The organism is Paraburkholderia sp. BL6665CI2N2 (genome assembly GCF_004366535.1).
Taxonomy (GTDB): domain Bacteria; phylum Pseudomonadota; class Gammaproteobacteria; order Burkholderiales; family Burkholderiaceae; genus Paraburkholderia.
Map to the genome: position 1 here is coordinate 1,112,010 of NZ_SORC01000001.1, position 25,848 is coordinate 1,137,857.

General features: G+C 61.8%; 25 protein-coding genes and 1 pseudogene. 16 read left to right on the forward strand and 10 right to left on the reverse strand.

The features are described 5' to 3' along the window. Positions 1-92 precede the first annotated feature (92 nt). Positions 93-1,109, forward strand: a complete 1,017-nt coding sequence (locus tag B0G81_RS04970; protein WP_134133733.1) for a 1-aminocyclopropane-1-carboxylate deaminase — start codon at positions 93-95, stop codon at positions 1,107-1,109. Positions 1,110-1,382: 273 nt separating this feature from the next. Further along, positions 1,383-1,586, forward strand: coding sequence for a hypothetical protein (locus B0G81_RS04980; RefSeq protein WP_243856361.1), 204 nt, complete (start codon positions 1,383-1,385; stop codon positions 1,584-1,586). Positions 1,587-2,090: 504 nt separating this feature from the next. Here B0G81_RS04980 and B0G81_RS04985 read toward each other — a convergent pair. The 3 genes from B0G81_RS04985 to B0G81_RS04995 all read right to left on the reverse strand — a co-directional run bounded on the left by B0G81_RS04985 (position 2,091) and on the right by B0G81_RS04995 (position 5,058). Further along, positions 2,091-3,401 carry an SUMF1/EgtB/PvdO family nonheme iron enzyme gene (locus B0G81_RS04985; protein WP_134133734.1) on the reverse strand — a complete coding sequence of 437 codons (1,311 nt, stop codon included), beginning with the start codon at positions 3,399-3,401 and terminating at the stop codon, positions 2,091-2,093. A gap of 130 nt (positions 3,402-3,531) precedes the next feature. Continuing rightward, a complete protein-coding gene (locus B0G81_RS04990) occupies positions 3,532-4,188 on the reverse strand; it encodes a helix-turn-helix domain-containing protein (RefSeq protein ID WP_116123142.1) in 657 nt (218 codons plus the stop codon). A gap of 402 nt (positions 4,189-4,590) precedes the next feature. Further along, positions 4,591-5,058 (reverse strand): universal stress protein, encoded by a 468-nt coding sequence (locus B0G81_RS04995; RefSeq protein WP_134133735.1) that lies wholly within the window; start codon positions 5,056-5,058, stop codon positions 4,591-4,593. Between the two features lie 289 nt (positions 5,059-5,347). Between B0G81_RS04995 and B0G81_RS05000 the strand changes: the two genes are divergently transcribed. Continuing rightward, entirely contained in the window at positions 5,348-6,037 is a 690-nt protein-coding gene (locus B0G81_RS05000; protein WP_134133736.1) for a FadR/GntR family transcriptional regulator, read from the forward strand. Positions 6,038-6,214: 177 nt separating this feature from the next. Here B0G81_RS05000 and B0G81_RS05005 read toward each other — a convergent pair whose 3' ends face one another. Continuing rightward, a complete protein-coding gene (locus B0G81_RS05005; RefSeq protein ID WP_116123146.1) occupies positions 6,215-6,808 on the reverse strand; it encodes an acyl-homoserine-lactone synthase in 594 nt (197 codons plus the stop codon). Positions 6,809-6,960: 152 nt separating this feature from the next. Here B0G81_RS05005 and B0G81_RS05010 point away from each other — a divergent pair, with 152 nt between their 5' ends. After that, positions 6,961-7,278: a hypothetical protein gene (locus B0G81_RS05010; protein WP_106276804.1), complete on the forward strand. Its 318-nt coding sequence runs from the start codon at positions 6,961-6,963 to the stop codon at positions 7,276-7,278. On the opposite strand, the gene B0G81_RS05015 is transcribed toward B0G81_RS05010, so the two are convergent. Then, positions 7,262-7,966 (reverse strand): LuxR family transcriptional regulator, encoded by a 705-nt coding sequence (locus B0G81_RS05015; RefSeq protein ID WP_134133737.1) that lies wholly within the window; start codon positions 7,964-7,966, stop codon positions 7,262-7,264. The genes B0G81_RS05010 and B0G81_RS05015 overlap by 17 nt on opposite strands. A 519-nt stretch (positions 7,967-8,485) precedes the next feature. Here B0G81_RS05015 and B0G81_RS05020 point away from each other — a divergent pair. The 7 genes and pseudogenes from B0G81_RS05020 to araD form a co-directional block, all read left to right on the forward strand. Further along, a pseudogene (locus B0G81_RS05020) lies at positions 8,486-8,857 on the forward strand (dihydrodipicolinate synthase family protein); the annotation flags it as partial. Further along, positions 8,854-9,795, forward strand: coding sequence for an SMP-30/gluconolactonase/LRE family protein (locus B0G81_RS05025; RefSeq protein WP_134133738.1), 942 nt, complete (start codon positions 8,854-8,856; stop codon positions 9,793-9,795). The pseudogene B0G81_RS05020 and the gene B0G81_RS05025, both read left to right, overlap by 4 nt. 239 nt (positions 9,796-10,034) lie before the next feature. Further along, positions 10,035-11,204, forward strand: a complete 1,170-nt coding sequence (locus B0G81_RS05030; RefSeq protein WP_134133739.1) for an extracellular solute-binding protein — start codon at positions 10,035-10,037, stop codon at positions 11,202-11,204. Positions 11,205-11,293: 89 nt separating this feature from the next. Further along, entirely contained in the window at positions 11,294-12,373 is a 1,080-nt protein-coding gene (locus tag B0G81_RS05035) for an ABC transporter ATP-binding protein (RefSeq protein WP_134133740.1), read from the forward strand. Then, positions 12,370-13,248: a sugar ABC transporter permease gene (locus B0G81_RS05040; protein ID WP_134133741.1), complete on the forward strand. Its 879-nt coding sequence runs from the start codon at positions 12,370-12,372 to the stop codon at positions 13,246-13,248. Before B0G81_RS05035 ends, B0G81_RS05040 begins: the two co-directional genes overlap by 4 nt. After that, entirely contained in the window at positions 13,248-14,186 is a 939-nt protein-coding gene (locus tag B0G81_RS05045; RefSeq protein WP_134133742.1) for an ABC transporter permease, read from the forward strand. Before B0G81_RS05040 ends, B0G81_RS05045 begins: the two co-directional genes overlap by 1 nt. 46 nt (positions 14,187-14,232) lie before the next feature. Next, complete coding sequence (gene araD / locus B0G81_RS05050) at positions 14,233-15,993, forward strand: L-arabinonate dehydratase (RefSeq protein ID WP_134133743.1); 1,761 nt, start codon at positions 14,233-14,235, stop codon at positions 15,991-15,993. Between the two features lie 101 nt (positions 15,994-16,094). Here araD and B0G81_RS05055 read toward each other — a convergent pair whose 3' ends face one another. Beyond that, positions 16,095-16,700 carry a short chain dehydrogenase gene (locus tag B0G81_RS05055; RefSeq protein ID WP_134133744.1) on the reverse strand — a complete coding sequence of 202 codons (606 nt, stop codon included), beginning with the start codon at positions 16,698-16,700 and terminating at the stop codon, positions 16,095-16,097. Positions 16,701-16,916: 216 nt separating this feature from the next. Continuing rightward, positions 16,917-17,369: a DUF3005 domain-containing protein gene (locus B0G81_RS05060; protein ID WP_106277646.1), complete on the reverse strand. Its 453-nt coding sequence runs from the start codon at positions 17,367-17,369 to the stop codon at positions 16,917-16,919. Positions 17,370-17,693: 324 nt separating this feature from the next. Between B0G81_RS05060 and B0G81_RS05065 the strand changes: the two genes are divergently transcribed. The 3 genes from B0G81_RS05065 to B0G81_RS05075 all read left to right on the forward strand — a co-directional run bounded on the left by B0G81_RS05065 (position 17,694) and on the right by B0G81_RS05075 (position 19,945). After that, positions 17,694-17,927, forward strand: a complete 234-nt coding sequence (locus tag B0G81_RS05065) for a hypothetical protein (protein ID WP_116123153.1) — start codon at positions 17,694-17,696, stop codon at positions 17,925-17,927. A gap of 126 nt (positions 17,928-18,053) precedes the next feature. Further along, on the forward strand, positions 18,054-18,980 hold the full coding sequence (epsC, locus tag B0G81_RS05070) for a serine O-acetyltransferase EpsC (protein ID WP_134133745.1): 927 nt from the start codon (positions 18,054-18,056) through the stop codon (positions 18,978-18,980). A 143-nt stretch (positions 18,981-19,123) separates the two neighbouring features. Then, complete coding sequence (locus B0G81_RS05075) at positions 19,124-19,945, forward strand: AraC family transcriptional regulator (RefSeq protein WP_134133746.1); 822 nt, start codon at positions 19,124-19,126, stop codon at positions 19,943-19,945. A 3-nt stretch (positions 19,946-19,948) separates the two neighbouring features. Here B0G81_RS05075 and B0G81_RS05080 read toward each other — a convergent pair whose 3' ends face one another. From B0G81_RS05080 to B0G81_RS05090, 3 genes are all read right to left on the reverse strand, one after another. After that, positions 19,949-20,464: a metal-dependent hydrolase gene (locus B0G81_RS05080; RefSeq protein WP_134133747.1), complete on the reverse strand. Its 516-nt coding sequence runs from the start codon at positions 20,462-20,464 to the stop codon at positions 19,949-19,951. Positions 20,465-20,602: 138 nt separating this feature from the next. Further along, positions 20,603-21,073, reverse strand: coding sequence for a hypothetical protein (locus B0G81_RS05085; RefSeq protein WP_166678923.1), 471 nt, complete (start codon positions 21,071-21,073; stop codon positions 20,603-20,605). Positions 21,074-21,269: 196 nt separating this feature from the next. Next, positions 21,270-22,418, reverse strand: a complete 1,149-nt coding sequence (locus tag B0G81_RS05090) for a porin (RefSeq protein WP_106276824.1) — start codon at positions 22,416-22,418, stop codon at positions 21,270-21,272. Between the two features lie 626 nt (positions 22,419-23,044). On the opposite strand from B0G81_RS05090, the gene B0G81_RS05095 reads away from it, so the two are divergent. Together B0G81_RS05095 and B0G81_RS05100 are read left to right on the forward strand one after the other, a co-directional pair. Continuing rightward, complete coding sequence (locus tag B0G81_RS05095; protein ID WP_116123158.1) at positions 23,045-23,581, forward strand: hypothetical protein; 537 nt, start codon at positions 23,045-23,047, stop codon at positions 23,579-23,581. Positions 23,582-23,799: 218 nt separating this feature from the next. After that, positions 23,800-25,752 (forward strand): alkaline phosphatase PhoX, encoded by a 1,953-nt coding sequence (locus tag B0G81_RS05100; RefSeq protein ID WP_134133749.1) that lies wholly within the window; start codon positions 23,800-23,802, stop codon positions 25,750-25,752. Positions 25,753-25,848: the final 96 nt, after the last annotated feature.

A 25,848-nucleotide genomic window follows, 5' to 3' on the forward strand; every position in this document is an offset into this window, starting at 1 on the left:
TATATTCGCAACCCAAATTCCGGCAAAGTTTTTTACCATACTTCTCATCGACGCAAGCTATGCGACGACTTGGTTGATCACCGGAGCGATACATGAACCTAAAGAAATTTCCTCGCCACGCGCTCACATTCGGGCCGACGCCGATCCAGCCGCTCGCACGGCTGTCAGAACATCTTGGCGGCAAGGTCGAGCTCTATGCCAAGCGCGAAGACTGCAACAGCGGCCTCGCATTCGGAGGTAATAAAACGCGCAAGCTCGAATACCTGATCCCGGAAGCGATCGCACAAGGCTGCGACACGCTGGTTTCTATCGGCGGGATTCAGTCGAACCAGACGCGTCAGGTCGCAGCCGTTGCCGCTCACTTGGGCATGAAGTGTGTGCTGGTGCAGGAGAACTGGGTGAACTACTCGGACGCTGTGTATGACCGGGTCGGCAATATCCAGATGTCGCGCATCATGGGCGCCGATGTACGCCTGGTCGCGGATGGTTTCGACATCGGCTTCCGCAAGAGCTGGGAAGACGCGCTGGAAAGCGTGCGCCAGGCGGGCGGCAAGCCTTACGCGATTCCGGCAGGTTGTTCCGACCATCCGCTAGGTGGCCTAGGCTTCGTGGGTTTTGCGGAAGAAGTGCGCCAGCAGGAGGCGGAGCTTGGTTTTAGGTTCGACTACGTGGTGGTCTGTTCGGTCACGGGCAGCACGCAGGCCGGCATGGTCGTGGGTTTTGCGGCGGACGGACGCGCGGATCGCGTGATTGGTATAGATGCATCGGCGAAGCCTGAAAAAACCCGTGAGCAGATTCACCGGATCGCGCGGCACACGGCCGAACAAGTGGAACTGGGACGTGACATTACGTTGAACGATATCGTGCTAGACGAAAGGTATGGCGGTCCCGAATACGGCTTGCCTAACGAAGGCACCCTTGAGGCTATCCGCCTGTGCGCAAAGCTGGAAGGTGTGTTGACTGACCCCGTCTACGAAGGCAAGTCCATGCACGGCATGATCGATAAAGTGAGACGTGGTGAGTTCCCTGAAGGCTCGAAAGTGCTGTATGCGCATCTTGGCGGCGTGCCGGCGTTGAACGCATATAGCTTTCTGTTTCGCGAAGGTTGATCGGGTGCGCCCCCGCAGTTGATGAAACTAAGGGGGTAAGCGCCGCATTTATCAAAGAGTTTGTACGACGTCTGGCCCAGAAAATCATCATGCGCGGGGAGCCGGGTCGCATCACGACGTATGACCTTCAAACAGTCGTGACTGATGCGAGGAACTACGAAGGTACGCTTGGGCGAACGTTGCTAGGCGGCGGGATTAACTCGCGCAGCGACAGCGTTAGACGCGCCCGCGCGCGGCGGCAGTGTTAATTCGCGCGGCGATCGGCTTGGCTGAATGACCGACTTGCCCTCGTCAATAAATGTCTATGCGTATCGAACGCTCGTTTGGGACATCTATGTTGAACGCGTAGTTTCAACTCGCGACGGCCGGTCAGCAAATGAGCAGAAGATCGCCGCCGCGCTGCCGCGAGCGGCTGTATGTTTAGCTAAGCTAAAAGGAGCGAAAGCTGTCGCGCAGGTGGTCGATGTACTGCGTTGAGCGCGATGCACCGAAGCGCAAATTGCGGATCCCACCTGCTACCGACGAGCCACGGGGAGCGCGGCTGAACTCGAGACACTGCTGCCCGTGATACTTGCCGACACGCCGGACATAACATTTTCGATTCTTGCCGGGAGGCTTGCCGTGCACGAGAGGAGATTGGGCCAGTTGTTTCCGGACATGGCATTGGGGCTGAGCGAGCGACATCTTTTTATGGTTCGGCGGCGCAGACGGCGAAGGCTGTTCAGAAAATTGGGCGCAAACTGCGTGAGCTCAAGGCGCAATTTGAACGCGACGGGCTCGCGTTCAGGCGGCATAACGTGTTCGCGTAGAGCCGGATCATGATTCAGAGACGGAGCCGAGAAGACCGGCTCTTCCTGTGGGTAAAGGAAAAATCTCCCGCTTGAAGTTCTTGAGTTTCACATCAACGGCAAAGCGATAGATGACTTTTCCAGGAATAAAGCAATAGCCGATTTTATGCGTCAGCTATCGCTTCATTCATCATCACCTCACACACCGAAATCCCGCATACACATACTGATAATGCGGCTGGAACCAATTCCGAAAAGCCGGCCGTAGCATGCACTGCGCGGTGCGTGCCGAACCGCCTTTGATCACATAGTGCTGACCATCGAAAAAGTTGGCCGAATAGCCCAGATAAAACGGAAAAGCTTCGAAGCCAGGCAACGCATCGAACACCGTCGAGGTCCACTCCCAGCCGTTGCCGAATTGTCCTTCCACGCCGAATGCGCTGACGTTGTCCGGATACTCGTCTACCGGTCGCGGATCCCAGCTGCGAAAATCGAAATTTCCCGACGCGGCGTACGGCGCGCCTTGTGCCGCACGTTGCCATTGCGCCTCGGTTGGCAATGCTTTGCCTGCCCAGCGTGCGTACGCACTGGCTTCGGCGTGGCTTACATACGCGGGCCAGTCGAGCGGCAGCGGCACCTCGTCGAACATGGTGCGAAATGTCCAACCGCTAGCCTGGCCGTCTGCATCGTGCCGAGACCAGCACGCGGGATGCTCGATGTGCTCGGCTTCTTTCCACGCCCAATCCTTCTCCGACCACCACTTTGGTTCGCGATAGCCGCCTGCCTCGATGAACTCGCGGAATGCGCCGTTCGTAACCATATGGCGGTCGATTTCAAAGGCGGGCACCTCGACCTGCATTTCGCCGAACTCGTTGTCCCAACCGAAGCGTCCGCCGTCACGTGGCATGCCGAGTACAGTCGTGCCGGCCGGTATGCTGACCATCGACGATAATGCGTCCCGTGGTTCCCCACGCGTCACGACAGGCTCGCGCAATTCCGTGACCTTCTGCGCAAGCGGCAACTGATGGAGCATGTACGCCAGCGTTTCAGCATGCATCAACCGATGCTCGATCGCCACGTTCAACAATTGCTCCGAGGCGTCGGCCTGGGCACCGTTGCGGTCGAGTTGCGCGGCGTGTGTCAACGCGTCGAGCTCACGGTCAATCTGCTCGCGCGCACGCGAGCCGTAGCCGCGAACGACGTCGAGCGACGGCCAGTCACTCGGTTGATCGGTCGGAAAACCGCCGTCGACGGGATCGATGCCGAAGGCAAAAAGCTGGTCGAGATGTGGATCGAACGCCGGCAGATCGCACAGGCGCTGATCGAACAGATTACGATCGAAAGCTTCCAGATGGCCGATGTAAAACACGATCCGGTGACGCTCGCGGATCGGCCGTTCATACAGAAACCCAGGTTTGACGATGGAAAACAGTGCGTCAGTCACTTGACGCGCTTCGATCAGCCGCTGCACGAGCGGGTGATGCGGGGCGGGGTCGCGATTCATTTCGCCGGGTCTCCTTGCGGGGGACGGACTAAAGACTGTACCCGCTCGCAGGAGCCATGCCAAGACGAAAGCGCGTGAAAAAGGTGTGCGCAAGGGACGGCGGGGGCGCGGGCCGTCTCCCGCCGCAAGCCTAGACTTGCTGCAGACCGTCCAGATCGACGATCCGGATGTGCTTGCCCTGTGTGTCGATCAGGCCGCGCTTTTGAAATCTTGACAGGGTGCGGCTCACGGTTTCGAGCGTCATGCCGAGGTAGCTGCCCATGTCCTCGCGTGTCATGCGCAGATTGAATTCCGCCGACGAATAGCCTCGCCGCGCGTTCCGTTCGGAGACGTCGAGCAGGAATGCCGCGACCCGTTCGTCCGCCGAGAGCGAGCCGAGCACCATCATCTGCGCGGCTTCGCGGACGATCTGCTCGCCCAGCAGCTTGTGCATGCGTTCCTGCATCGAACTGATTTCGCGGCACAGCGACTTGAGCGCAGTGTACGGGACGATGCAGACCGTGCTGTCTTCGAGGGCGAGCGCGCTGCAGGCGTGCACGTCGTCGCTGATACCGTCGAGGCCGAGCGCTTCGCCCGCGAGCCGCAGACCGGTGACCTGTTCGCGGCCGTCGCGGTGCGCCATGACGGTTTTCATTGAACCGGAGCGCACGGCGTAGATATTGTCGAAGCGGTCGCCGCTGCGATACAGCGCTTCGCCGCGCTGAACGGAGCGCGCGGAACAGATGAGCGTTTCGAGTTTCATCAGTTCGTCGGGCGACAAACCTTGGGGCATGCAGAGCTGCCGCATGGCGCAACTCGAACAGCGAGCGGCGGAACGCGCGCTTGCCCTTGACGGCGCCGCGCGACGGCTGCCGCGCACCGGCAACGAACTTGCGGCGGAGGCTGCGGGTTCGGCAGTGCCGGCGAAGTCCGTAACAGCGATAGGAGTGAGCATGTTCTGCAGCCAGTGGTGGGGTACCGACAGATTGTCCCATCTGCCGCGTTGCCCGCTTCGCGTCAAAATGACACGTTCGGGCAGTCAGGCGTGTTGAGCAATGTCACACCGGCGTTCGTGAATTTGTTGATGGACTGCTATGAAGGATGAGCGGGCAAGCCCGGCTCATACCCTGGCAGAAGGAGATTGTTTTGCTGATTGAGCGCGCGCGGTCGATACGACAGGCAGTCGCATTGCGCACTGGCGCGGCGCGAATCAATCCGCGGCGCCGGACTTGCCCGCCGCGGACGGAATGAGCAGCACGGGCAGGCTCGCCTGCCGCACGCAGCGCTCGGCGACGCTGCCGAGAATCAGGCGCTGAAAACCGCGTCGCCCGTGCGTGCCCATGACCAGCAGGTCGGCGTTGAAGTCGGCGGCGGCCTTGAGCACGACCACGGAAACGTCGTCGATCGTGGATGCCTCGCTGACCACCAGGTCACCTTTCACGCCTTGCTCGGCCATGGCCTTGGCGAACTCGGCGCCGAGTTCCTTGCCCTCCTCGACGAGACGATTGCGCAAGACGGACGGGTCGTAACCGGGCGCTTCGAAATACATGGGTGTGTTCTCGACCACATAGAACGGCTGCAGAACCGCGCCGCTGGATTTGGCGAGCGCGAGCGCTGCTTCGAATGCACGGCGGGAGGTGTTGCTGCCGTCGACCGCTACAAGAATGCGTGTGTACATTTCGACTCCGCGTCTGAAGGATCCGGATGCCGCAGCTGTTTTCAAACGCTGGGCGCAATGACGATCATTGCTGATGCAAGCCTTCATGATCGCCGAAAAACATGCGCTCCACCTGGATGTAAATCAAACTCTTATCAAATTTTTCGTTTGCGCCGGCTGGTTCAGCAAGCGCCGGTGGGCAAGCGTCGACGGGACTTTGCTCCCATTCGCAACGCATATCCGCGTCCAAGGCAGAGCGAGGTTTGCCTTACAATTACAGTCTACTCAGACAAGTTGCTTCAGTCCGCTGATGAACGAGCGCAAAACGACGGGCTTGCCCGACAAGATCTACGGCGACATTCTCAATCGCATTGTCGAAGGCGAGTACAAGGAAGGTGAGCGCTTGCCGACCGAGCATGCGCTGGCCGAGCGTTTTGCGACCTCCAGGCCAACGGTTCGCGAAGCGCTGGCGCGCTTGCGGGCCGACGGCATCATCATGACCCGGCACGGATCGGGCACGACGGTGGCGCGCCGGCCGGACCCGGACGTGCGCCGCTTCGCCCCGCTCGAAACGCTGTCCGATATCCGTCGTTGCTATGAGTTTCGCATCGTGACAGAAGCGGGCGCCGCGGAGCATGCGGCGCTCAAAGCCGATGCCGACGACATTGCCGCCATCCAGCACGCTTGGGACCAATTGGAACGGATCGTCGAGACGCAAGGGATCGGCGCGAAAGACGACTTTATGTTCCACCTGGCGGTGGCGCGTGCGTCGAAGAACCCGTTTTTCATCACGGTCATGTCGTTCATCGAGGAGCAGATCCTGTTCAGCATGAACCTGTCGCGCAATCTTTCGCTGGTGAAGACGGTGGCGCGGCAGCGGCTCGTGCAGGACGAGCACAGGGCTGTGCTCGACGCGATTCGCCGCAAAGATTCGCGAGGCGCTGCGAACGCCATGCGGGCGCATCTCGAGAACGCGCTCGAGCGCATGTTCGGCTCCTGATCCGCCGCCCGCTCTCGCCGCGCGCCAGGGCTGCGACGAGTTGTCGAGCCACTCGGCCGATGCGATCCCAAGGCGCCCCCGCGCGGCGTCTAATCGCCACTTACGCGGCAGCGAACCGGCTGCGCAATAAGAGCCAGGCAGCAGGCAGGCTGCAACTAAAGGGCAACCAGGCGAGCGCTATGCAGCCACGGCCATGGGTCCGAACAGCGCGGTACGAGTCTTCGGACTCACCGCGATATCTAGCGCCACCGCTCGTTCCACGCCGATCTGCAATGGCGACCCGAGCCGGCTGACGTCGATGCCGGTCTTGCGCAGCAGCCGCTCGATCGGCGTCGTGGTCACGGTGACATACCGCGTGATGCCCATCTGGTCGGCGAACGTCACCAGTTCGTGGATGGCCTGCATGGTCAAGTCCGCAAAGCCGAAAGATTGCTCCTCGCCGATGGTTTCGATCGCGAACCGGCTCAATTCCCAGATGTGCCGCCCTACCGGCGCCTCTGCGCCATGCAGCAACTGCGGGAAGGTGTCTTTCAGCATATTCGGGCCCTCGGTCGGCATCAGGCGCCAACAGCCGCGCACTTGCCCGTCGTCGGCCTGGATCAGCATGTAGTGCGGCCCGAGCGCGTCATAACCGTCGATCTCCATGCCCGCGATGGTCGGGATTTCCCATCCGAGCCGCCCATGAAACACCCGCGCCCGCAGGCGGTACATCTCGTTGATATCCGCGTTGTCGAATTCCTGACGCATTCCAATCCGGATTGCTGTTTGCATGACGTTCTCCTGAACGTGTTGGGGTACCCAATACGCAAGAAAACTTATGCATTTTGAATGTTTCTGCCACCTACCTACCTGGATAGGTGTGCATGCTTATCGGGTAACGCAAAATTCGAGACAAGCACTGCACTTAACCGACAGGACCGAAAATGGAACTCCTCGAAAATCATTGGCAACCGCAAACCGGCCTTCAAACCCGCCCGGCGGAGCCTTCCACGGCAGTGGACCGCGTTCTGATCATTGCGTACCGCAAAAAGAAAAAAGAAAGCCAACGCCGCTTCTGGGCCCGCTTCGGCGTAACGCAGTCGCGCGGCAGCCGGTTCGAATCGGGCGCTGAAATCCCGGCGCCGGTCTCGATCCTGCTGGGTCTGTATTTCACCAAAACCGTTTCCGACGCCGATCTGGGCCGCGCCGAGCGCGTGCTGTACAGCCGCGACGCCGCCGCCTTGCTCAACCCGGGTCAATAAGCCCGAGTTGCGCTGCGATCACGGCCGCCGCACGCCGCGAATTCACACCGAATTTCGTTCTGATGTTCTTCATGTGGAAGTTCACCACGGCTTCCGAACAGTTCAGGATGTGGGAGATTCCCCAGGTGGATTTGCCGCGTGCGGTCCATTTCAGGCATTCGCGTTCGCGCGGCGTCAGTTTGGGCATTAAAGACTGAGCGTGCGTATTCAAATGCCGCTGACTCGTGTCGATTACCAGGTCGCGCAATAACACCAGATTCGGCAATGCCACGTTGATATGGCGCCAGAATTCATCGTTGGGATTGTTGTCGTTGACGAAGCACATCATGCCGGCTTCCTGGTTCGGCCCGTGAATCGGCAATGTCACGCCGGAGCGCAATCCGTGCGAACGGGCTTCCTCGTACATGGAAAGCTGCGCCGCGGTCGTGAAAATGTCCGGCGACCAGATCAGCGGCGTGGCGCGCGTCGCGCAATGCGCGACGGTCGGGTCGATGTGAACCAGTCCCTGCTCGTCATAAGTACGGCGCCACGCGGGTGCGTACGTGCTGCGCACATAAGCGTCTTCCAGGCGAATGGTCGGACGCGGCAGCATGGCGATTAAAAGCCTGTCGAAGCCCCACGTCTCGGCGAGGCCCGCGATTGCACCGAACCATTCCGTTTCGTCGGCGGCGTTCAGTAGCGGTGCCATCTGCTCGATAAAATGTAGCGACAATTTTCACTCTCTCAGGCTCGCAAACATCCCGTTGCGGTTAATTGCGGTACGGCATTCCGTCCGGTGGTTTTTATCTGCACAATCTATCACCAAAATTTATTTCGCAAAGCGAGAAGTGAATTCTAAACAATGCCAGGCACGGCGCTTTGGTGAGAATGCGAATGAACCGCTCTTTGTAACTGATTTCTTTGATCGAATTAACATTCACCGATCGTTTATGTGGGTAATTTTCTCGTAGTAGCCGTTTTGATGCCATTCATTGGCAGCATTATTGGAGGCATTCCAATTAGCGGCCGCTGCCAAAATTCCGGTCAAAATCGCACTAATTGCCGATCTTTTATGCCCGCAAGTCGGACGGCAGCCGCGAGATAAACACCACCGCCATAAGCTGTATTGTCATACAAAAGCGACAGGACGTAGTTTGCAGCGTCCGCACCTCACGCGAAGATTCGCCGGACCGTGCTCGTCACCAGGTTGTTTGACAACATTCTCAATCCAGCGCTACCGCTCGTGCATCCGCGCGAATTCGGTCTGGACGTATGAACCGCCGCCTCGGAAGCATCGCGCCGCGCATGGTCACCGCCCTGCCGCGAGCGGTCGAAACCGGCGATCGCGAGACGGCGCAACGTCTTTACGACGCCTTCTTGCCGCTCGAAACTTGTGCGACGACATCTCACTGATCCCCGTGCTCCACAACGCCGTGACGTTTCCAGGATCGCCGACATCGGGCCGATTTTGCCGTTGCTCAGTTCGACGCCGCCCGAGCATCGTGCGAAGATCGAACACGCCGCGCGGGTGCTGCTCGCGTTGGAGCATGAATTCCGCGCAAGCCAACCCCCTACCTTGAGCCTTGAACCGCCAGCATGACCGACAACAGCCGACGCTATCCCGATCCCTCCATCCGCGTACTCGATCCGCGCTTCAAACCGTTGATCCTGGCTTCCGCGTCCGTCGAGTGTCTGTATCAGGGCGCGCGCTGGTCCGAGGGCCCGGTCTGGTTCGGCGACGGCCGCTATCTGCTGTGGAGCGACATTCCGAACGACCGCATCTTGCGCTGGGATGAACCAGGCGGCACGGTGTCGACCTTTCGCCAGTCGTCGAACAATGCCAACGGCCATACGCGCGACCGTCAGGGCCGCCTCGTCAGCTGCGAGCATCTGACGCGCCGTGTCACGCGCACCGAATACGACGGCTCGATCACCGTGCTCGCCGACCGCTATCGCGGCAAGCGCTTCAATTCGCCGAACGACGTCGTCGTCAAATCGGACGGCTCGATCTGGTTCAGCGATCCGACCTTCGGCATCGACAGTTTCTATGAGGGCGAGCAGCAGGAGTCGGAATTGCCGGCGTGCGTGTACCGCATCGACGGCCAATCCGGCGAAGTCACCGTCGTCGCCGACGACGTGCTCGGCCCCAACGGTCTGGCGTTCTCGCCGGACGAGTCGGTGTTGTATATCGTCGAATCGCGCGGCGACCCACGCCGCAAAATCCGTGCGTTCGACGTCGAGAACGACGGCGGCGCGCTGTCGAACAACCGCGTGCTGATCGACGCCGGTGCGGGCACGCCGGACGGCTTTCGCGTCGACGTCCACGGCAATCTGTGGTGCGGCTGGGGCATGGGCACCGACGAGCTCGACGGCGTGCGCGTCTTCACGCCGCAAGGTGAGCCGCTCGGCCACATTGCGCTGCCGGAGCGCTGCGCGAATGTATGTTTCGGCGGGCGGCATCGCAACCGGCTGTTCATGGCGGCAAGCCACGGACTCTATTCGCTCTACGTGAACACGCAAGGCGTGCAAGGCGGCTAGTTGCCTGACAAGTCTTCGTCAGAGTTCGTGTTCGGCTTCGGGTTTGCCCTCGGATGCAGCGCGCAAGCCATTGAGCGGCAAGGATTCATCAGGAAAACCGCGGTTTTCGGCGGCCGGTTGCCGCCACGAGTATTGGCTTGACATCAGCTGTCCCGCTTCGCTATGTTCCATTGGTAGAAAGACACCGCCAGCAGCGCATTCGACCGGCGGATTTCCATACCAAGAAGCGAGGAGACGCAATGACTGTTTCAGACAGGTTGGCGCTCAGGCTGGTGTCCGTATGTCTCGCGGCGAGCGCCGCTTTCACATCCGCCGCGCACGCGGCCGACCCGGTCACGCTCAATATCGTCGACGTGGCCGGCGACCTTCAACTCACGCAAAAGGGCTTCGAGGCCTTCAAGGCGAAGTACCCAAACCTCGTCGCCAATCTCACCTTCACCAATGCGCCCGCGCCGCAGTTGCCCGGCAAGATCAAGGCGATGCAGGCCGCCGGCCGCTCCGATATCGACCTCGTGCTGACCGGCACCGACGCGCTCGCCGCGGGCATCGAACAGGGTTTATGGATGAAGCTGATGCCCGAGAACGCGGCCGCGTTCCCCGGCGTGCTCGACAAATACGCGCCCGGTCCGCGCAAGATGCAGGATCTCGCGCAAGGCTACGGGCTCGAAGTGGCGTACATGCCTGCCGGCCCTCTGCTCGAATACAACCCCGCCAAGGTCAGCGACCCGCCGAAGACGCCCGAACAACTGCTGCAATGGTGCAAGGCGCACCCGGACAAACTGATCTACGCACGGCCGGCGAATTCCGGTCCGGGCCGCACGTTCCTGATGGGCTTGCCGTACGTGCTCGGCGACAAGGATCCGCAGGATCCGATTCACGGCTGGGACAAGACGTGGGCCTTTCTGAAGCAACTGAACGATTGCATTCCTTACTATCCGGGCGGCACCTCGGCGGTGATGAAAGAGCTCGGCGAAGGCACGCGCGACATGACCGTCACCGTGACGGGCTGGGACATCAATCCGCGCGCGCTCGGTATTGTGCCGGCCGAATTCCGCGTGCAGGCGTTCGACAACATGACGTGGGTGAACGACGCGCACTACATGGTGATTCCGAAAGGCGTGCCGAAGGAAAAGCTCGACGTGCTCTACAAGCTGATGAACTTCATGCTCGAGCCGGCGCAGCAGGCCATGACCTATGACGACGGTTATTTCTATCCCGGTCCGGCGATCAAGGGCGTGAGCGTCGATCAGGCGCCGGCGCACAGTCAGGACGTGCTGAAGAAATACGGCCGGCCGGAGTACGCGAAGCTGCTGGCCGAGCGTCCGCACGTATTGCCGCTGAATGCCGCGGCGATGGTCGCGGCTTTCAAGAAATGGGACACCGAGGTCGGCGCGCAAAAGACCAAGTAGCCTCCGCTCCCGCAGTGCACGCACGCATGCCGTCTCGATCCTCACGTGATCTACGACGGCGTACGCCTCGCGCGTATCAGGAAACCGCCATGAAGCATCACTTTGAACAGTTGCGGCTCGACTCGGTGAGCCGCAGTTTCACGAATGCGGAAGGCCAGGCGATCGCGGCTCTGCGGGGACTCGATCTGACCATTCAGCGTGGCGAGTTCATCGCATTGCTGGGACCGTCCGGTTGCGGCAAATCGACGGCGCTCAATTGCATCGCCGGATTGCAGCCGTTGAGCAGCGGCGGCATCTGGCTCGACGACAAACGCATCGACGTGCTTCCGCCGGAGAAGCGCGGCTTCGGCATGGTGTTTCAGAACTACGCGCTGTTTCCGCATATGAGCGTGCTCGACAACGTCGGCTTTGGTTTGAAGATGCGCGGCATCGGCAAGAGCGAAGCTGTGCGCCGGGTGCGCGAAGCGTTGCAACTCGTGCAACTCGTCGGGCACGAGCGCAAGCTGCCTGGACAACTGTCCGGCGGCCAGCAGCAGCGCGTCGCGATTGCGCGCGCGATCGTGATCGAGCCGCCGCTGATCCTGATGGACGAACCGCTGTCGAATCTCGACACCAAGCTGCGCATCGAAATGCGCGCGGAGATTCGCCGCATCCATAGCCAGCTCGAGCGCGCGACGCTCTACGTGACGCACGATCAGGACGAGGCGCTGTCCATGGCCGATCGCATCGTCGTGATGAGGGAAGGCGTGGTGCAGCAAGTCGCCACGCCGAAAGAGGTCTATACGCGGCCGCAGAATCTGCACGTCGCGCGCTTCATGGGCTATCGCAACGTGGCCGAGTTCGAACTCGAAGGCACGCAAGGCGAATGCGTGATGGTGAGCGCGAACGGTGTGCGTCTGCTCGGCACGCCAATGGCCGGCTTCAACAGCAAACGCGTGAGCGTCGCGCTGCGTCCCGAGGATATGGAGCGCGCCGCGCCCGGCGCGGAGAATGCCTTCCATGCGTTGGTGACGACCGTCGAATACGGCGGCCGCGATTCGCTGCTGCGCGTGAAGACGGCGTTCGGCGATATCTGGGCGCGCGTCGGCGGAGAATTCGAAGAGGGCGAGCGAATCAGCCTGCGGGTGCCGCCGTCGCGCACGCTCGTCTACGACGCGGAGACGGCATGAACACGCCCACGCTGTCGCCGCCGCTCGCGCCGCGCGACGCCAAGGCGTGGCTCGTCGCGCCGGCGTTGCTGTTCATCGGCGCATTGTTCATCTATCCGTTCGCGTACGGTCTGGTGCTGTCGTTCCGGCCGATGAACGGCGGTGGCCTCTGGGCCAACTATGTGGCCTTTTTCACCGACACGTCGATGTGGCCGACGATCTTCGTCACGCTCAAGCTCTCGGTGCCGGCCACGCTGATCAACGTCGGCGTCTCGGTGCCGGTGGCATTCGCGTTGCGCCGCTACTCGCGCTATCAGAAGTTCGTCACGACGCTGCTGGTGATTCCCGTGACCCTCGGCACCGTGTTGATCGCCGACGGCATGCTCACATACTTCGGCCCGAACGGCTGGTTTCCGCAGGCGCTCCACGGCCTGCATCTCTATACGCGCGAAGTGCGCCTCACGCATAACTTCTGGGGCGTGCTGATTTCATTGATCGTATCGGGCTTTCCGTTTGCGTTTCTGTTGACGCTGTCGTACGTGACCGGCATCGACCCGACGCTCGCGGCCGCGGCCGCGACGCTCGGCGCGAGTCCGTGGCAGCAGTTTCGCCGCATCTATCTGCCGCTGCTGGTTCCGGGGTTGACGATGGCGGCGTGTCTGTCGTTCGTGCAGGCGTTTTCGGTATTTCCGTCGGCGGTGCTGCTCGGCGCGCCAGCCGGGCCGACGCGCGTGATGTCGATCGCCGCCGCCGAAGCCGCGTTCGAAAGTTACGACTATTCGCTGGCGTCCGCGATCGCGATGGTGATGGGCTTCGTGCAGCTGCTGGTGGTTGCCGCGCTGCTCGGCGCGCGCCGCTTCTTCTACAGCGGTCCGGCCACCGGAGGCAAAGGCTGATGACGACTGATCATCGCGCGGCGCAGCCTTCGTGGTCCGCGTCGGCATCAAAGGAGCACGACGACGGTGCGCGCGAGCCGGATAAGCGCACCGGTCACACCCGCCAGCGCACCAGCGTGCCAGGCCGCGTCTGGCGCGTGCTGGTGTGGGGCGCGATGTTGTTCTTCCTCGTCAACGTGGTGCTGCTGATCGCGACCGTGGCGGTCAATTCGGTGGCGACGCGCTGGTTCGGCACCATGTTGCCGCAAGGCTTCACGCTGCATTGGTATGCGCAGGCGTGGAGCGACTTCCAGTTGGCGAGCGTGTTGTGGGTGACCGTCGAGGTAGTCGGTGCAGTTGTGCTGCTGTCGGTGCTGCTCGGCGTACCGGCGGCGTATGCGCTCGCGCGTGTGCAATTTCCCGGCAAGCGCATCGCGATGCTGGTCTTTTTGTTGCCGCTGATGGTGCCGCCCGTCACCTACGGCATTCCCATGGCGACGGTGATGTACAAGGTCGGTCTGGCCGGCACGCTGAGCGGCGTGATTCTGGCCAACCTGGTGCCGGCGCTGCCGTTCGTGATTCTCGTGATGACGCCCTTCATCGAACAGATCGATCCGAATCTTGAATCGGCGGCACGCATTTTCGGCGCCAACACGTTCCGCTATTTCCGCTATGTGCTGCTGCCGCTGCTCGTGCCCGGCATGCTGGCGGCGGGCTTGCTGGTGCTGGTACGCACCATCGGCATGTTCGAGCTGACTTTTTTCACAGCGGGTCCCGCGACGCAAACGCTCGTGGTCGCGCTGTACTACGCTGTATTTTCAACCGGCGTGCGCGCGCCGCAATCGATCGATGCGATGGCGATGATCTACATGGCGATCACGCTGATCTGGGTGCTGATCGCACTGCAATTCGTGAGCCCGACGCAGATCGTGTCGCGCGTGAAGGAACAGAAGCGCTGAACGAAGTCCCCTTCGGGGTACGGCGAAAGACATCGTGGAGCTGACGTTGACGAAGAGAAAGAAACCCGAAGAACTGCGCAGCCATCGCTGGTACGGCGTGAACGATCTGCGCTCGTTTGGCCACCGTTCGCGCACCGCGCAAATGGGCTACGACCGCGAGGAATACGCCGGCAAACCGGTCATTGCGATTCTTAACACCTGGAGCGAGATCAATGCGTGCCACACGCACTTCAAGCAGCGTGTCGAGGAAGTAAAGCGCGGCATCTGGCAGGCCGGCGGCTTTCCGGTCGAACTGCCGGTGCAGACGCTCTCCGAGCCGTTCCAGAAGCCCACCACGATGCTGTATCGCAACTTCCTCGCCATGGAAGCCGAAGAAACGCTGCGCTCCTATCCTGCCGACGGCGTCGTGCTGATGGGCGGCTGCGACAAGACCACGCCCGCGTTGCTGATGGGCGCGATCTCGATGGACCTGCCGGCGATCTTTCTGCCCGCCGGCCCGATGTTGCGCGGGAACTGGAACGGCACGACGCTCGGCTCCGGTTCCGACGTCTGGAAGTACTGGGCGGAGTTGCGCGCGGGCACGATCACGCAAGACGACTGGCAAGGCCTCGAAGGCGGCATTGCGCGCTCGCCGGGGCACTGCATGACCATGGGCACCGCGTCGACCATGACGAGCGCGGCTGAAGCGCTCGGCTTCACGCTGCCCGGTTTCGCGTCGATTCCCGCGGCGGATTCCCGTCATGCGCAGATGGCGGCGAAAACCGGCATGCGTATCGTCGAGATGGTGTGGGAGGACCTCAAGCCCTCGGATCTGCTCACCGCGGGTTCCGTCGACAACGCCGTGACCACGTGCCTCGCGCTGTCCGGTTCGACCAACGCGATCGTGCACATGATCGCGCTCGCGCGCCGCGCCGGCATCGAGCTGACGCTCGATCGCTACGACGACATCTCGCGCCACACGCCGGTGCTGGCGAACGTTCGTCCGACCGGTGCGTATCTGATGGAGGACTTTTTCTATGCGGGTGGTTTGCGGGCCTTGCTCGCCGAATTAGGCGAGCTGATCGACCGTTCGCAGAAAACCGTCAACGGCCGCACGCTCGGAGAGAATCTGGAAGGCGCGGAAATTTTCAACGATGACGTGATTCGCCGGCGTGACAAGCCGCTGCTGCCCAATAGCGGGCTCGCGGTGCTACGCGGCAATATCGCGCCCGACGGCGCAGTGATCAAACCCGGCGCCGCCGAACCGCATCTGCTGGTGCACACCGGCCGCGCGGTAGTGTTCAAGGACTATAACGACATGGCCGCGCGCATCGACGACGAGACGCTCGACATCGACGAGAACAGTGTAATCGTGCTTCAGCACGCGGGACCGGTCGGCGCTCCAGGCATGCCTGAATGGGGGCAATTACCCATCCCGCGAAAACTGCTGCAGAAAGGCGTGCGCGACATGGTGCGCATATCGGATGCGCGGATGAGCGGGACGAGTTACGGCGCGTGCGTGCTGCATGTCGCGCCGGAGTCGTTCATCGGCGGGCCGTTTGCGTTGGTGGAGAGCGGCGACATGATCGAGCTCGACGTGCCGCAACGCAAACTCAACCTGCTGGTGACGGATGATGAACTCGCGCGGCGCAAGGCCGCGTGGGTCAAGCCGGCGCCGCGTTTCACGCGCGGCTACGGCGCGATGCATCAGGTGCATGTGATGCAGGCGAATCAAGGCTGCGATTTCGATTTTCTGCAACGCGGCGGCGCGCAAGCGGCCCCGGATGCGGACGCCGCGAACAACACCGGCGAGCCGGAGATTCACTGAATCGACGAGGGCCGCCTGGGGCGTGAAACGGCCGCAGCGGAGCGGCGCCGACACGCAGAGAAGGCGCGATGCGGCTCAAGCGCATCGCGTGAATCCTTCGCTCAATAGCCGACGCGATACACACGGCCAGTCTGCGCGCCTTCCACGCTGCGCAGATAAGCCATCGCCGCGCGCTGCGCCGTCACCGGCTCGAAGCCGCGGAAGTAGGGCGCGTAAGCGTCCATCGCTTCGGTGAGCACGGTTGGGCTCACCAGGTTGATGCGAATGCCGCGCGGCAATTCGATCGCCGCGCCGCGCACGAAACCTTCGAGTGCCAGATTGACGGTGGTCGCGCTCGCGCCTTGCAGAATCGGTTCGTCAGCGAGGATGCCGCTTGTCAGCGTAAACGAGCCGCCGTCGTTCACATATTGCTGAGCTGCGAGCACCACGTTGATCTGGCCCATCAGCTTGTCGCGCAGGCCGACCCAGAACTGTTCGACGCTCATCTCGGGCAGCGGACCGAAATGCACCTTACCGGTCGCGGTGACAACGCCGTCCACTTTGCCGATCTCGCGAAAGAGCCGATCGACACTCGCCGGGTCGGTGCTGTCGACGTGGTATTGCCCGCGCGTCGCGCCCACTTCGATCACTTCATGGCGCGCCTTCAGTTCCGCGCTCACCGCCTGGCCCAGCGTGCCGGTGGCGCCGATCACGACGATCTTTTTCATCTGCTGCTCCGTTGAAGGTTGACGTGCAGTTGATTCTGCCGATGTTTGGCAGAGGGAAACAGCCTCGTCCACGCGCAGGTCCTGCAACCCTGAGTTTCTAATCGAAGTAAAAGCGCGCACCGCGAATCAAACGGTGCGCGCTTCGCAATACACGGATTAATTAGGGCCCGCGCGAGAATTCAAACGCGCAGGCAAATGTGAAGACTGCGCGAATGTTTATTTCACCCGATGTAATTCGATCAGCCTGGTAGGGCGCAAATGATTAAGGGCGTAATGAATGCGGCCGCGGTCCTGCCGGCTGCCGACAGGCCGCGGATCGTCGTATAGATGATCCGCCGAATACGCGCCCTGCGGCGCGACCATGCCTTTGTCGATCACCGTGTAGCCTGGTTCAAGCGCGAGCAGCAGATGATTGCCGCCAACCCGGCTGTCGAAGCCGGCCATGCCGTCGAGCGACTCGGGCACGCTGTTCGTGAGGGTCGCATTGCTGGTGGTGATTTCGTCGGGCGAGATGGGGCTGTGACCCGCTATGCGTGCGGCTTCGAGGTTTTTGCCGTCAGTGTCCACGGTGCTGTCGTGGGTGCGGTCGTTGTGCAATTCCGCAGTGTTCTTGCGGCTCGTGGCCGCCGGTTGTGTCGCGTTTGCTGGCTTGTTGATATCGCTGTTCATCATGCATTCTCCTTTGAAGAGGACATGGTGTGACATGCAGCAAAACCCGTTCCGCCTCGCACAAACCCTGATTCACCTGCCTTCATTGCGCTTTGTCCGCGGTGGCATGCGCGGGTGGCGAGTGAGGTATTCGGCTGGCGATTGCGTCCGCGATTCTTTTCGATTTTTTTAATGGACGCGTATTTTCTACAGAGTATGATCTTACTCCGACGAGCGAAGCGCGGTTAAATTGGAAGACATTCGGTCCGGCTATATCTTGATGGCCGGCAGCACCGTCTGCGCGCCACTCAAAACATTTTACGGGGCCGTCAGGGCGGGTGACACATGCACTTCGATGCTGCATTCACACATCGCGGCTATTTGTTAAATTGCGCACCCGCGCGCGCGAGCGATGGCACTTGGCAACCTTACGTAGTCATCTCCCGCTCGAGCGACGGCGAACTGGTCGCCAATCGTTTTTTTCCCACCGAATTGCGCTTTCGCGAGGAAGCGGCCGCCATCGCCCATGCGCGCGATTGGGCGGTGCGCTGGATCGACGCGAGCAGCGTGACCATCTGAGCGCGCCTCCGGCGGGTCATGGCGCGTAGGCGCCGCCGTCGAGCAGGGCTGCGCGAGCCGCGGCAAAACGCGGTAATCTCTCGGCATAATCACTTCGAACCGTGCTCCCGCACGGCGCTGTCTTTTATGCCTAACGTGCCTACCCAGAACTGGGGCCTCGAACAGATCGTCGCCGACTTGCGCGCGTCGCGTGAACAACTCCATCGCACGCGGCATCCGCTCGGCATTCGCGAGTTGCCGTCGCGCGAAGCGGTGATCAGCATCGTCGCCGGCCTGCGCGCGGCGCTGTTTCCCACGCATTACGGCGCGCCCGATCTGACCGACGAGACCGTCGACTATTACGTCGGCCATACGCTTGAAAGCACGCTTCGGCTGCTCGCGGAACAGATTCGCCGCGCCCTGCGTTTTTTGCCGGAGTTCGGCGAAACGCCGGACTCCGATTTGCAGGCGCGCGCGTTCGGCATCGCACGTGAATTCGGCACGCAATTGCCGGGCATCCGCGCATTGCTGGTCAGCGACATTCAGGCGGCTTTCACCGGCGATCCGGCCGCGCAGCACATCACCGAAATTCTGCTTTGCTATCCGGGCGTGTGGGCGATGACGCATCATCGCCTCGCGCATGCGCTGCATCGCCTGGGTGTGCCGTTGCTGGCGCGTTTCATCAACGAGATCGCGCACTCGGCAACCGGCATCGACATTCACCCGGGCGCGACGATCGGGCCGAGCTTCTTTATCGACCATGGCACGGGTGTCGTGATCGGCGAGACGGCGATCATCGGCGAACGCGTGCGCGTGTATCAGGCCGTGACGCTCGGCGCGAAGAGTTTCGCCGCGGACCTCGACGGCACGCTGGTCAAGGGCAATGCGCGCCATCCGATCGTCGAGGACGACGTCGTGATCTATGCCGGTGCGACGATTCTCGGGCGCGTGACGATCGGCCGCGGCTCGGTGATCGGCGGCAATGTTTGGCTCACGCACAGCGTGCCGCCGGGCAGCAGTGTGTCGCAAGGCAAGATCCGCGAGGGCGAGCGGTCCGACGAGGGGCGGCAGTGATACGCGGCCTGGTTCGCGCGTGGCCGCGTGTCCTCATGCAAAGGCGAGCGTGCCGACAACTGGCGGCGGCGATGCACGGCCGGGCTTGCGAATCGTCGTGTGTGCCGATGCGCGAATGTCTCTTTAGCTGCTAGGCGATGACCATGCCGCGCGGCCGCGTCCACATGCCTCGCTGCGCGATTGGCGGCGTCGAAGCCACGGTGGCCGAGACGGCGCATACGTTTCCGCGCCATTCGCACGACCGTTTCGGCGTCGGTGTGATTGTGAGCGGCGGGCATCGGTCGGCGAGCGGACGTGGGCTCGTCGAAGCGCGGGCCAACGACGCGATCATGGTCAATCCCGGAGAAGTGCACGACGGCAGTCCGCTCGACGAACGCGGACGCGCGTGGCGCATGTTGTATTTCGAACCGTCGATGCTCGTCACGGCTGCAAGCGAGCTGACCGGCGCGGCGGCGCGCGAGCTCGAACTCACGCAGCCGGTCGCGCACGATCCTTTGCTGAAGCGTTTGTTCGAGCGGCTGTTCGCTGTCGCGGTGGAAGCGCCTATCGTGCCGGACGATCTGGCGCGCGAGGAGGCGTTGCTCGAACTGCTTGGGCACGTCGTGCGCATTCATGCCACGCGGCCATCACGCTCCCGGTCGACGGATGCGTCGGGTCCGATTGCGCGAGCAAAGGCACGCATCGACGACGACCCTTCTTCACCTCTCACGCTGGCCGATCTCGCCGCCGACACCGGCATGAGCCGTTTCCAGTTGTTGCGCGGTTTCGCGCATGAAATGGGTCTGCCGCCGCACGCGTACCGAATGCAGCGTCGCGTGGTGCTCGCCAGACAATGGATCGCGCGGGGCGCGACGCTTGCCGATGCGGCTGCCGCAGCGGGCTTTGCCGATCAGAGTCATATGACGCGCGCGTTCGTGCGCCTGCTCGGCGTAACGCCCGCCAACTACGCGGCTGCGCTGCGCTGAGGTTCAGCCGATCCGCAAATGCTGGAGCAAGGCCGCGCCGTGCACGCCATGCAACCAGACGTGTTGCCCGATAAACCACGCCGCCGCCCACGAGGCGGCCACCACGATCAGATCGCAGTGGCCGCTATTCCAGAGATTCAACGAGTGCCGCCCGGCAATCCATGGCACGCCTAATGGATTCGGCCAGTCGGCGAACAGGTGCATCAGGCCGCCACAGGCGAATCCGAACGCCGGCGCGGCATAGAGCGAATGCCCAAGCCAGTGATACGACACCGCGAGCAACGCGAGCCATCCCACGCCCCAATGCGTCAGCGTGCGATGCGTGATCCACAGACGCCGCGCGCGCGACCACCACGCGACTTCCAGCCAGTCCGGTGCCGTACTGCCGATCACACCTGTGATGAAACTCAACAGCACGCCGACATGAAATGAACCGCCGCCGCCGATGCGCGCGACGATCGCCGCCGCGATGACGCCGGCCGCAAAACCGGTGGCGTGATGTGCTTTGCTGGATGCCATCGAAACTTACGGCAGAGCGCCGCTTCAGGAACAGAGGGCGGCTATGTTCGCAGATGCGCGGATAAAAAAATAGCCGGCACGCGAGTTAAAAAAATCGCGCGTCGGCGTACCTTCGGATCGCAAGCGTGTGGCCGAAGCTCACGTCGCGCAACGTGCAACAGCGAAGCGCATTTCCGGTTCCGGCGGATCGTCCGGCGCGTTGGCAGGATGCATCACCTTGATGACCGAGCCGGCATTCGACGGCGTCAGCGTTACGAAATACGAGTTGTTCGAATCGGAGCCGACGGCGATCTCCGTCGTGCCGCCGACGTGCGACGTGCGCACGCGTGACAAACGGCTTTCGAGGCAATCGGCGACATAAGCGGGGGCGCGTTGCGAAGACACGTATATCATCGGCAGTGATGCGTCGCGGGCTGGGCCGCTGGAAGAGCCGCAGCCGGCGAGGGCAGCGACCGCGGCGGCAGCGGGGGCAAGCAGGAGAAGTCTTTTCATGGTCCGATCGTCGGCGTCCCCGGTCGTACGCGGGAACTTGGGGCGCGGGCGAAGCGCAACGCGATAGAGCGCAACGTCATGCTTCGCGACGAAGCCGCCGTTCAACCGCAACGGCATCGCAACATTGCAACGTTGCGGCAAGGAAGGCAGCCGGGCTCAGTATACCCATCGGGTGCACGCGTCGTCACCATCCGTGGCGATCGGCATTGTGTCTAAACGTAAAGTCATAAAACCCGCGACGTGAGCGTGTCACGCGCGGGTTGTGTGCGCCGCGAATCGAATCATTCGCTCCGCAGGCATCAACTGAAAATACTTAGAAGCGGTGACGCAAGCCGACTGCTGCCGCCACCTGATTGCCGTTCGACGACGGCGCGAGCGTATTGATCGCCGCGACGTTCGAACCGAAGTTGCCGAGTTCGCCCGACGCATGCTGATACACGCCTTCCACGTACACGTCGGTGCGCTTGCTCAGCGAGTAGTCGCCTTGTAGAGACACCGTGTGCCACTTCGGATCGCCCGAGCCATTCGAGCCGGACATCTTGCCGTCGGTGAACGTATACGAGGCCGCGAGGCTCAGTGCCGGCGTGAGCGCATAGCGGCCGTTCACTTCGTAGTTGTCTAGGTGCAGGTTGGTGCCGGCGACGCCAGGCAGCGTCGTACCGCCGACGTCCACGCCGGTGATGCCGTCGAGCTGCGTATGCGTATAGACGAAACCGACCGTTGCCGGACCGTACGTGTAGTTGATGCCCGCGCCGTACGTGCGTTGCAGATTGGCCGCGACCGCCGCGGTGCCGTCGCCTTGCGACACTGCGCCGCTCAGGTTCGAACTGCCGGATTGGTTCAGTTGCAGGTAAGCGGCGGCAACGCTCAACGGACCGTTGTCATACGAAGCGCCGACGCTCCATGCGCGGTTGTTGGAGAAATCACCGGCCGAGTTGCTGAAACCGTACAGACCGCCGAACTTCAGACCCGCGTAGTTCGCGCTCGTGTACTTGACGGCGTTCTTGATCGAGAACGAGTTGTCGAGGTTGTCGTTATCGAGCGGGTGCGCCGCGAGGTTGTTGCCGTAGCCCGCGCCTGCTTCGGACAGCGGCGCCAGGTAGTCGACCACGGAATCGTATTGGCGGCCGAGCGTCAGCGCACCGTACTGATCGCTCTTCAGACCGACGAAAGCCTGACGGTTGAACATCGTGTTGCTCTCGGTGTCCTGCCCGTTATTCAGGTTGAAGCCGCTCTCCAACGTAAAAATCGCATGCAGGCCACCGCCGAGGTCTTCGCTGCCGCGCAGGCCGAAGTAGGTGTCCGACGCCGAGCCGCTGCCTTGTTGCCAGTTGCTATGGCCGCCCTGGTTATTCGAGTAGACGAGGCCGGCGTCCAGCGTGCCGTACAAGGTGACGCTGCTCTGGGCATGAGCGCTGATGGCAACCGCGCTGAGGACGCCTGCGATGAGGGTTTTTTTCATGGTTAGATAGCTCCGAAACAGTGCATAGGGAATCGCATTCGAGTGTTCACCGCCAATTACGCCGGCGGCCTGACGATCCGCTGCGAAGTGTATTCCTGCTATTCGTGTCTTTAATTGCGGATGGCACAACAATGATTTTTCTAATTCGTAATAGCGAATGGGGAATTGTTTAAGTATGGATAAATAAAGGAAAAATCAATTTGACGATGAATTCATGCGGGCCGTGTCAACATCGTATTGTTGCCTGATCGCGACGACTTGCCGCAAGCCATTGGCAGTATGGGTCGGTGTCTATTTTGAGATATTTAGTCAATCTATTCTGTTTCCCGCAATTCACTCTTTCAATTTCCCGGATCTATCTCATTGAATTACGGTTTTACAATTCGTCTCGCCCCTTGACCAAGGGTGTCTTTTTCATTTTTATGCGCGGCCTTCGGGTCGCGTTTTTTTGTATTTTTATAGTCGGTTTATAAGTTATCGCAAATGCGGAAATAGATTATTTCGTTTGCCGTTGCGATTGCCGCGGCTTGTCCATTCGTCAGAGGGCCGCATCCGCCGTGAGCGGGGCGGGTAGAATTGCGCGCTTGAGATGTGTTTCCGCCCCCGCGAACGTGAGTGAACCTGCAATGACCGATCTACCCCTTCCATCGTCCGACACCGCTGAAGATCTCACGACGGAAGGCGCGTCCGAACTGGGCGAAACCGTGCATGAAGCACGTCTGTGGCGCGACGACGGCTGGACCGCGCGCGTCATCAAGAATGAGGACGACGAAGGCTGGGCCGTCGCGATGATCAAGGACGGCGAAGCGGAACCCGCGCTCGTCGGTCCGTGGACGATGGGCCGCAACAAGAAGGATCCGAAGCCGCTGGACACCTCGGCATTCAACACGCTGGTGAAGACGGCGTCTGAAGTGCTGCGGCGTCATGAGCAGCAACTGCGCGCGCAACTGCATAAGGAAGTGCGCGTGGCGAGCGCGGACGGCAACGACGAACTCGACATCACGCTCGACATCGTTCCCGACGAAGACGAGCCATATGCATTGCTGACCGCGCTCGATACATTCGGCGAGCAACTCGCGCAAGTGCAGGTCGCGGCTAACTTCAAGCTCAGCAAGGCAAGCGCGGCGGCGTGGGTCGAGAACGAGTTTCGCCGTCCGGGTTAGAAGCCGCGCCGCTGCGGCCCGCGGCAGGCTCCGGGGCCTCGCCGGCGTCGTCTCTCAACGGCTCGGGTTTAAATTACTAAAGCCTGTCAATATACTTTCATATTCGCTTCATAGAATCCTCGCGTCATAGCGGCGCGAGCGTGAACCATGTGGTTTGGGTCTGAGTGCGTGCCGGCTGTGCATTCACTCACGCTACCCAAACACTGGATCACGACAACATGGCAGAGCCGCTCGACCTTTCCCGCCGCAAGGCCCTGAAACTTCTCGTGGGCGCGCCGATGCTGCCGCTCGGCGGACTCGCCACGGCCTCGATGCTGACCGCTTGCGGCGGCAGCGACGAGCTGGCGACGCCCGCCAAACCGGTCGCCAACTTCGTCTCCGCGGCGTTCGCCAGCATGGCCGCGCCGACGCTGGCCGACCCCGCCGCCATGGCGAAGACCACAGTCGGCTCGACCTTGACGGTACAACTGAGCGACGGCAGCAGCCGCGCGTTCAAGCTGGCGTATCAGCCGTTCTTCGTCACCGGCGACAACGTGCCGAACGTGAAGGGCGGGACGATTCTTGCCGGCGGCTATTTCGACATCAACAATCAGCCGATCGTCGATAAATCGGTGGCGGGCAAGGAGCGCCAGTTCTACTCCGATTGCCCGGACGGCAGCTCGCTGATCCGCCTCGACAAGCCCACGGTCAAGGGCCTCAAGGGCAACGCGGTATTCGCCGTCGTGCAGTTCGAATACACCACGCGCGATCAGAGTCTGGTCTCGATGTACGGCCAGTTGCCGTCGCCGATCGCCGTGCTCACGCTCGACCAGGACCCGGCCACTGGCAAGCTCACGCTGGCGGGCTATTCGAACGTCGATACATCGAAGGCCCATGGCTTGTGGATCACCTGCGGCGCGAGCCTGTCGCCGTGGAACACGCATCTGTCGAGTGAAGAGTACGAGCCGGACGCCACCACGATTGCCAGCAACAGCCAGTTCAAGGGCTTCAGCCGCAGTTTGTATGGCGATGAAACCACCGCGAACCCGTATCACTACGGGCATCTGCCGGAAGTCACCGTGAATCCGGACGGCACCGGCACGATCAAAAAGCACTACTGCCTTGGCCGCATTTCGCACGAACTGATTCAGGTGATGCCGGACAAGCGCACCGTCCTGATGGGCGACGATGCCACCAATGGCGGCCTGTTCATGTTTATCGCGGATCGCGAAGCCGATTTGTCGGCGGGCACGCTGTACGTCGCGAAGTGGACGCAGGTGTCGGCGAGCGGCGCGGGCGCGGCCACGCTGTCGTGGATCAACCTGGGCCACGCGACCAGCGACGAAATCGAGGCGCTCGCCAATCAGCTGCGCGCCAGCGACATCATGGACGTCGCGACCAAAGATCCGCTCGATCCGGCCTACACGAAGATCAACTACAACGGCACGTTCAACTGGGTGCGCGTCAAGCCCGGCATGACGCAGGCGGCAACGTTCCTCGAGACGCATCGCTATGCGGCGCTGGCCGGCGGCAGCATGGGCTTCACCAAGCTCGAAGGCACGACGGTCAATATCAAGGACAAGGTGCTGTATTCGGCGATGTCGCGTATCGAGAAGTCGATGGTGCGCGGCAATGCCGCATCCACCGACGTGGCCGTCGATAAGACGATCAGCGCCGGCGCGGTCTACGCGCTGAACATGAAGGGCGGCCAGCGCGACCGCGGCGGCGCCGCGATCAACAGCGAATGGGTGCCGGTGGACATGGCCGCGCCCGCGGCGCTGGTCGGCGAGGATCTGCCGACGGCCGACGCGCTCGGCAACACCGCGAATCCCGAGCGCATTGCCAACCCGGACAACCTCAAGTTCTCGGAGAAGCTGCGCACGCTCTTTATCGGCGAGGACAGCGGCATGCACGTGAACAACTTTCTGTGGGCGTACAACGTCGATACGAAGACGCTCGCGCGCGTGCTTTCGTGTCCGGCGGGCGCCGAATCGACGGGCCTGCACGCGGTCGATGAAATCAACGGCTGGACTTACGTGATGAGCAACTTTCAGCACGTCGGCGACTGGGAAAGTCCGCTGCACGACAAGATCAAATCGACGCTCGATCCGCTTGTGCGGGCGAACTTTAAGGACCGCTTCGGGGCGACGGTGGGGTATCTGACGGCGGAGCCGGCGGGGATCAGGTTGTAGGCCGAACGCGTCGAAGTCGCCTGTCTTAGGCCTTCTGGCTGAGGAGTCAGCGAGGGGGAATCTCGCGATAATTCGCGGTTTCCCCTTTGGCTGGCG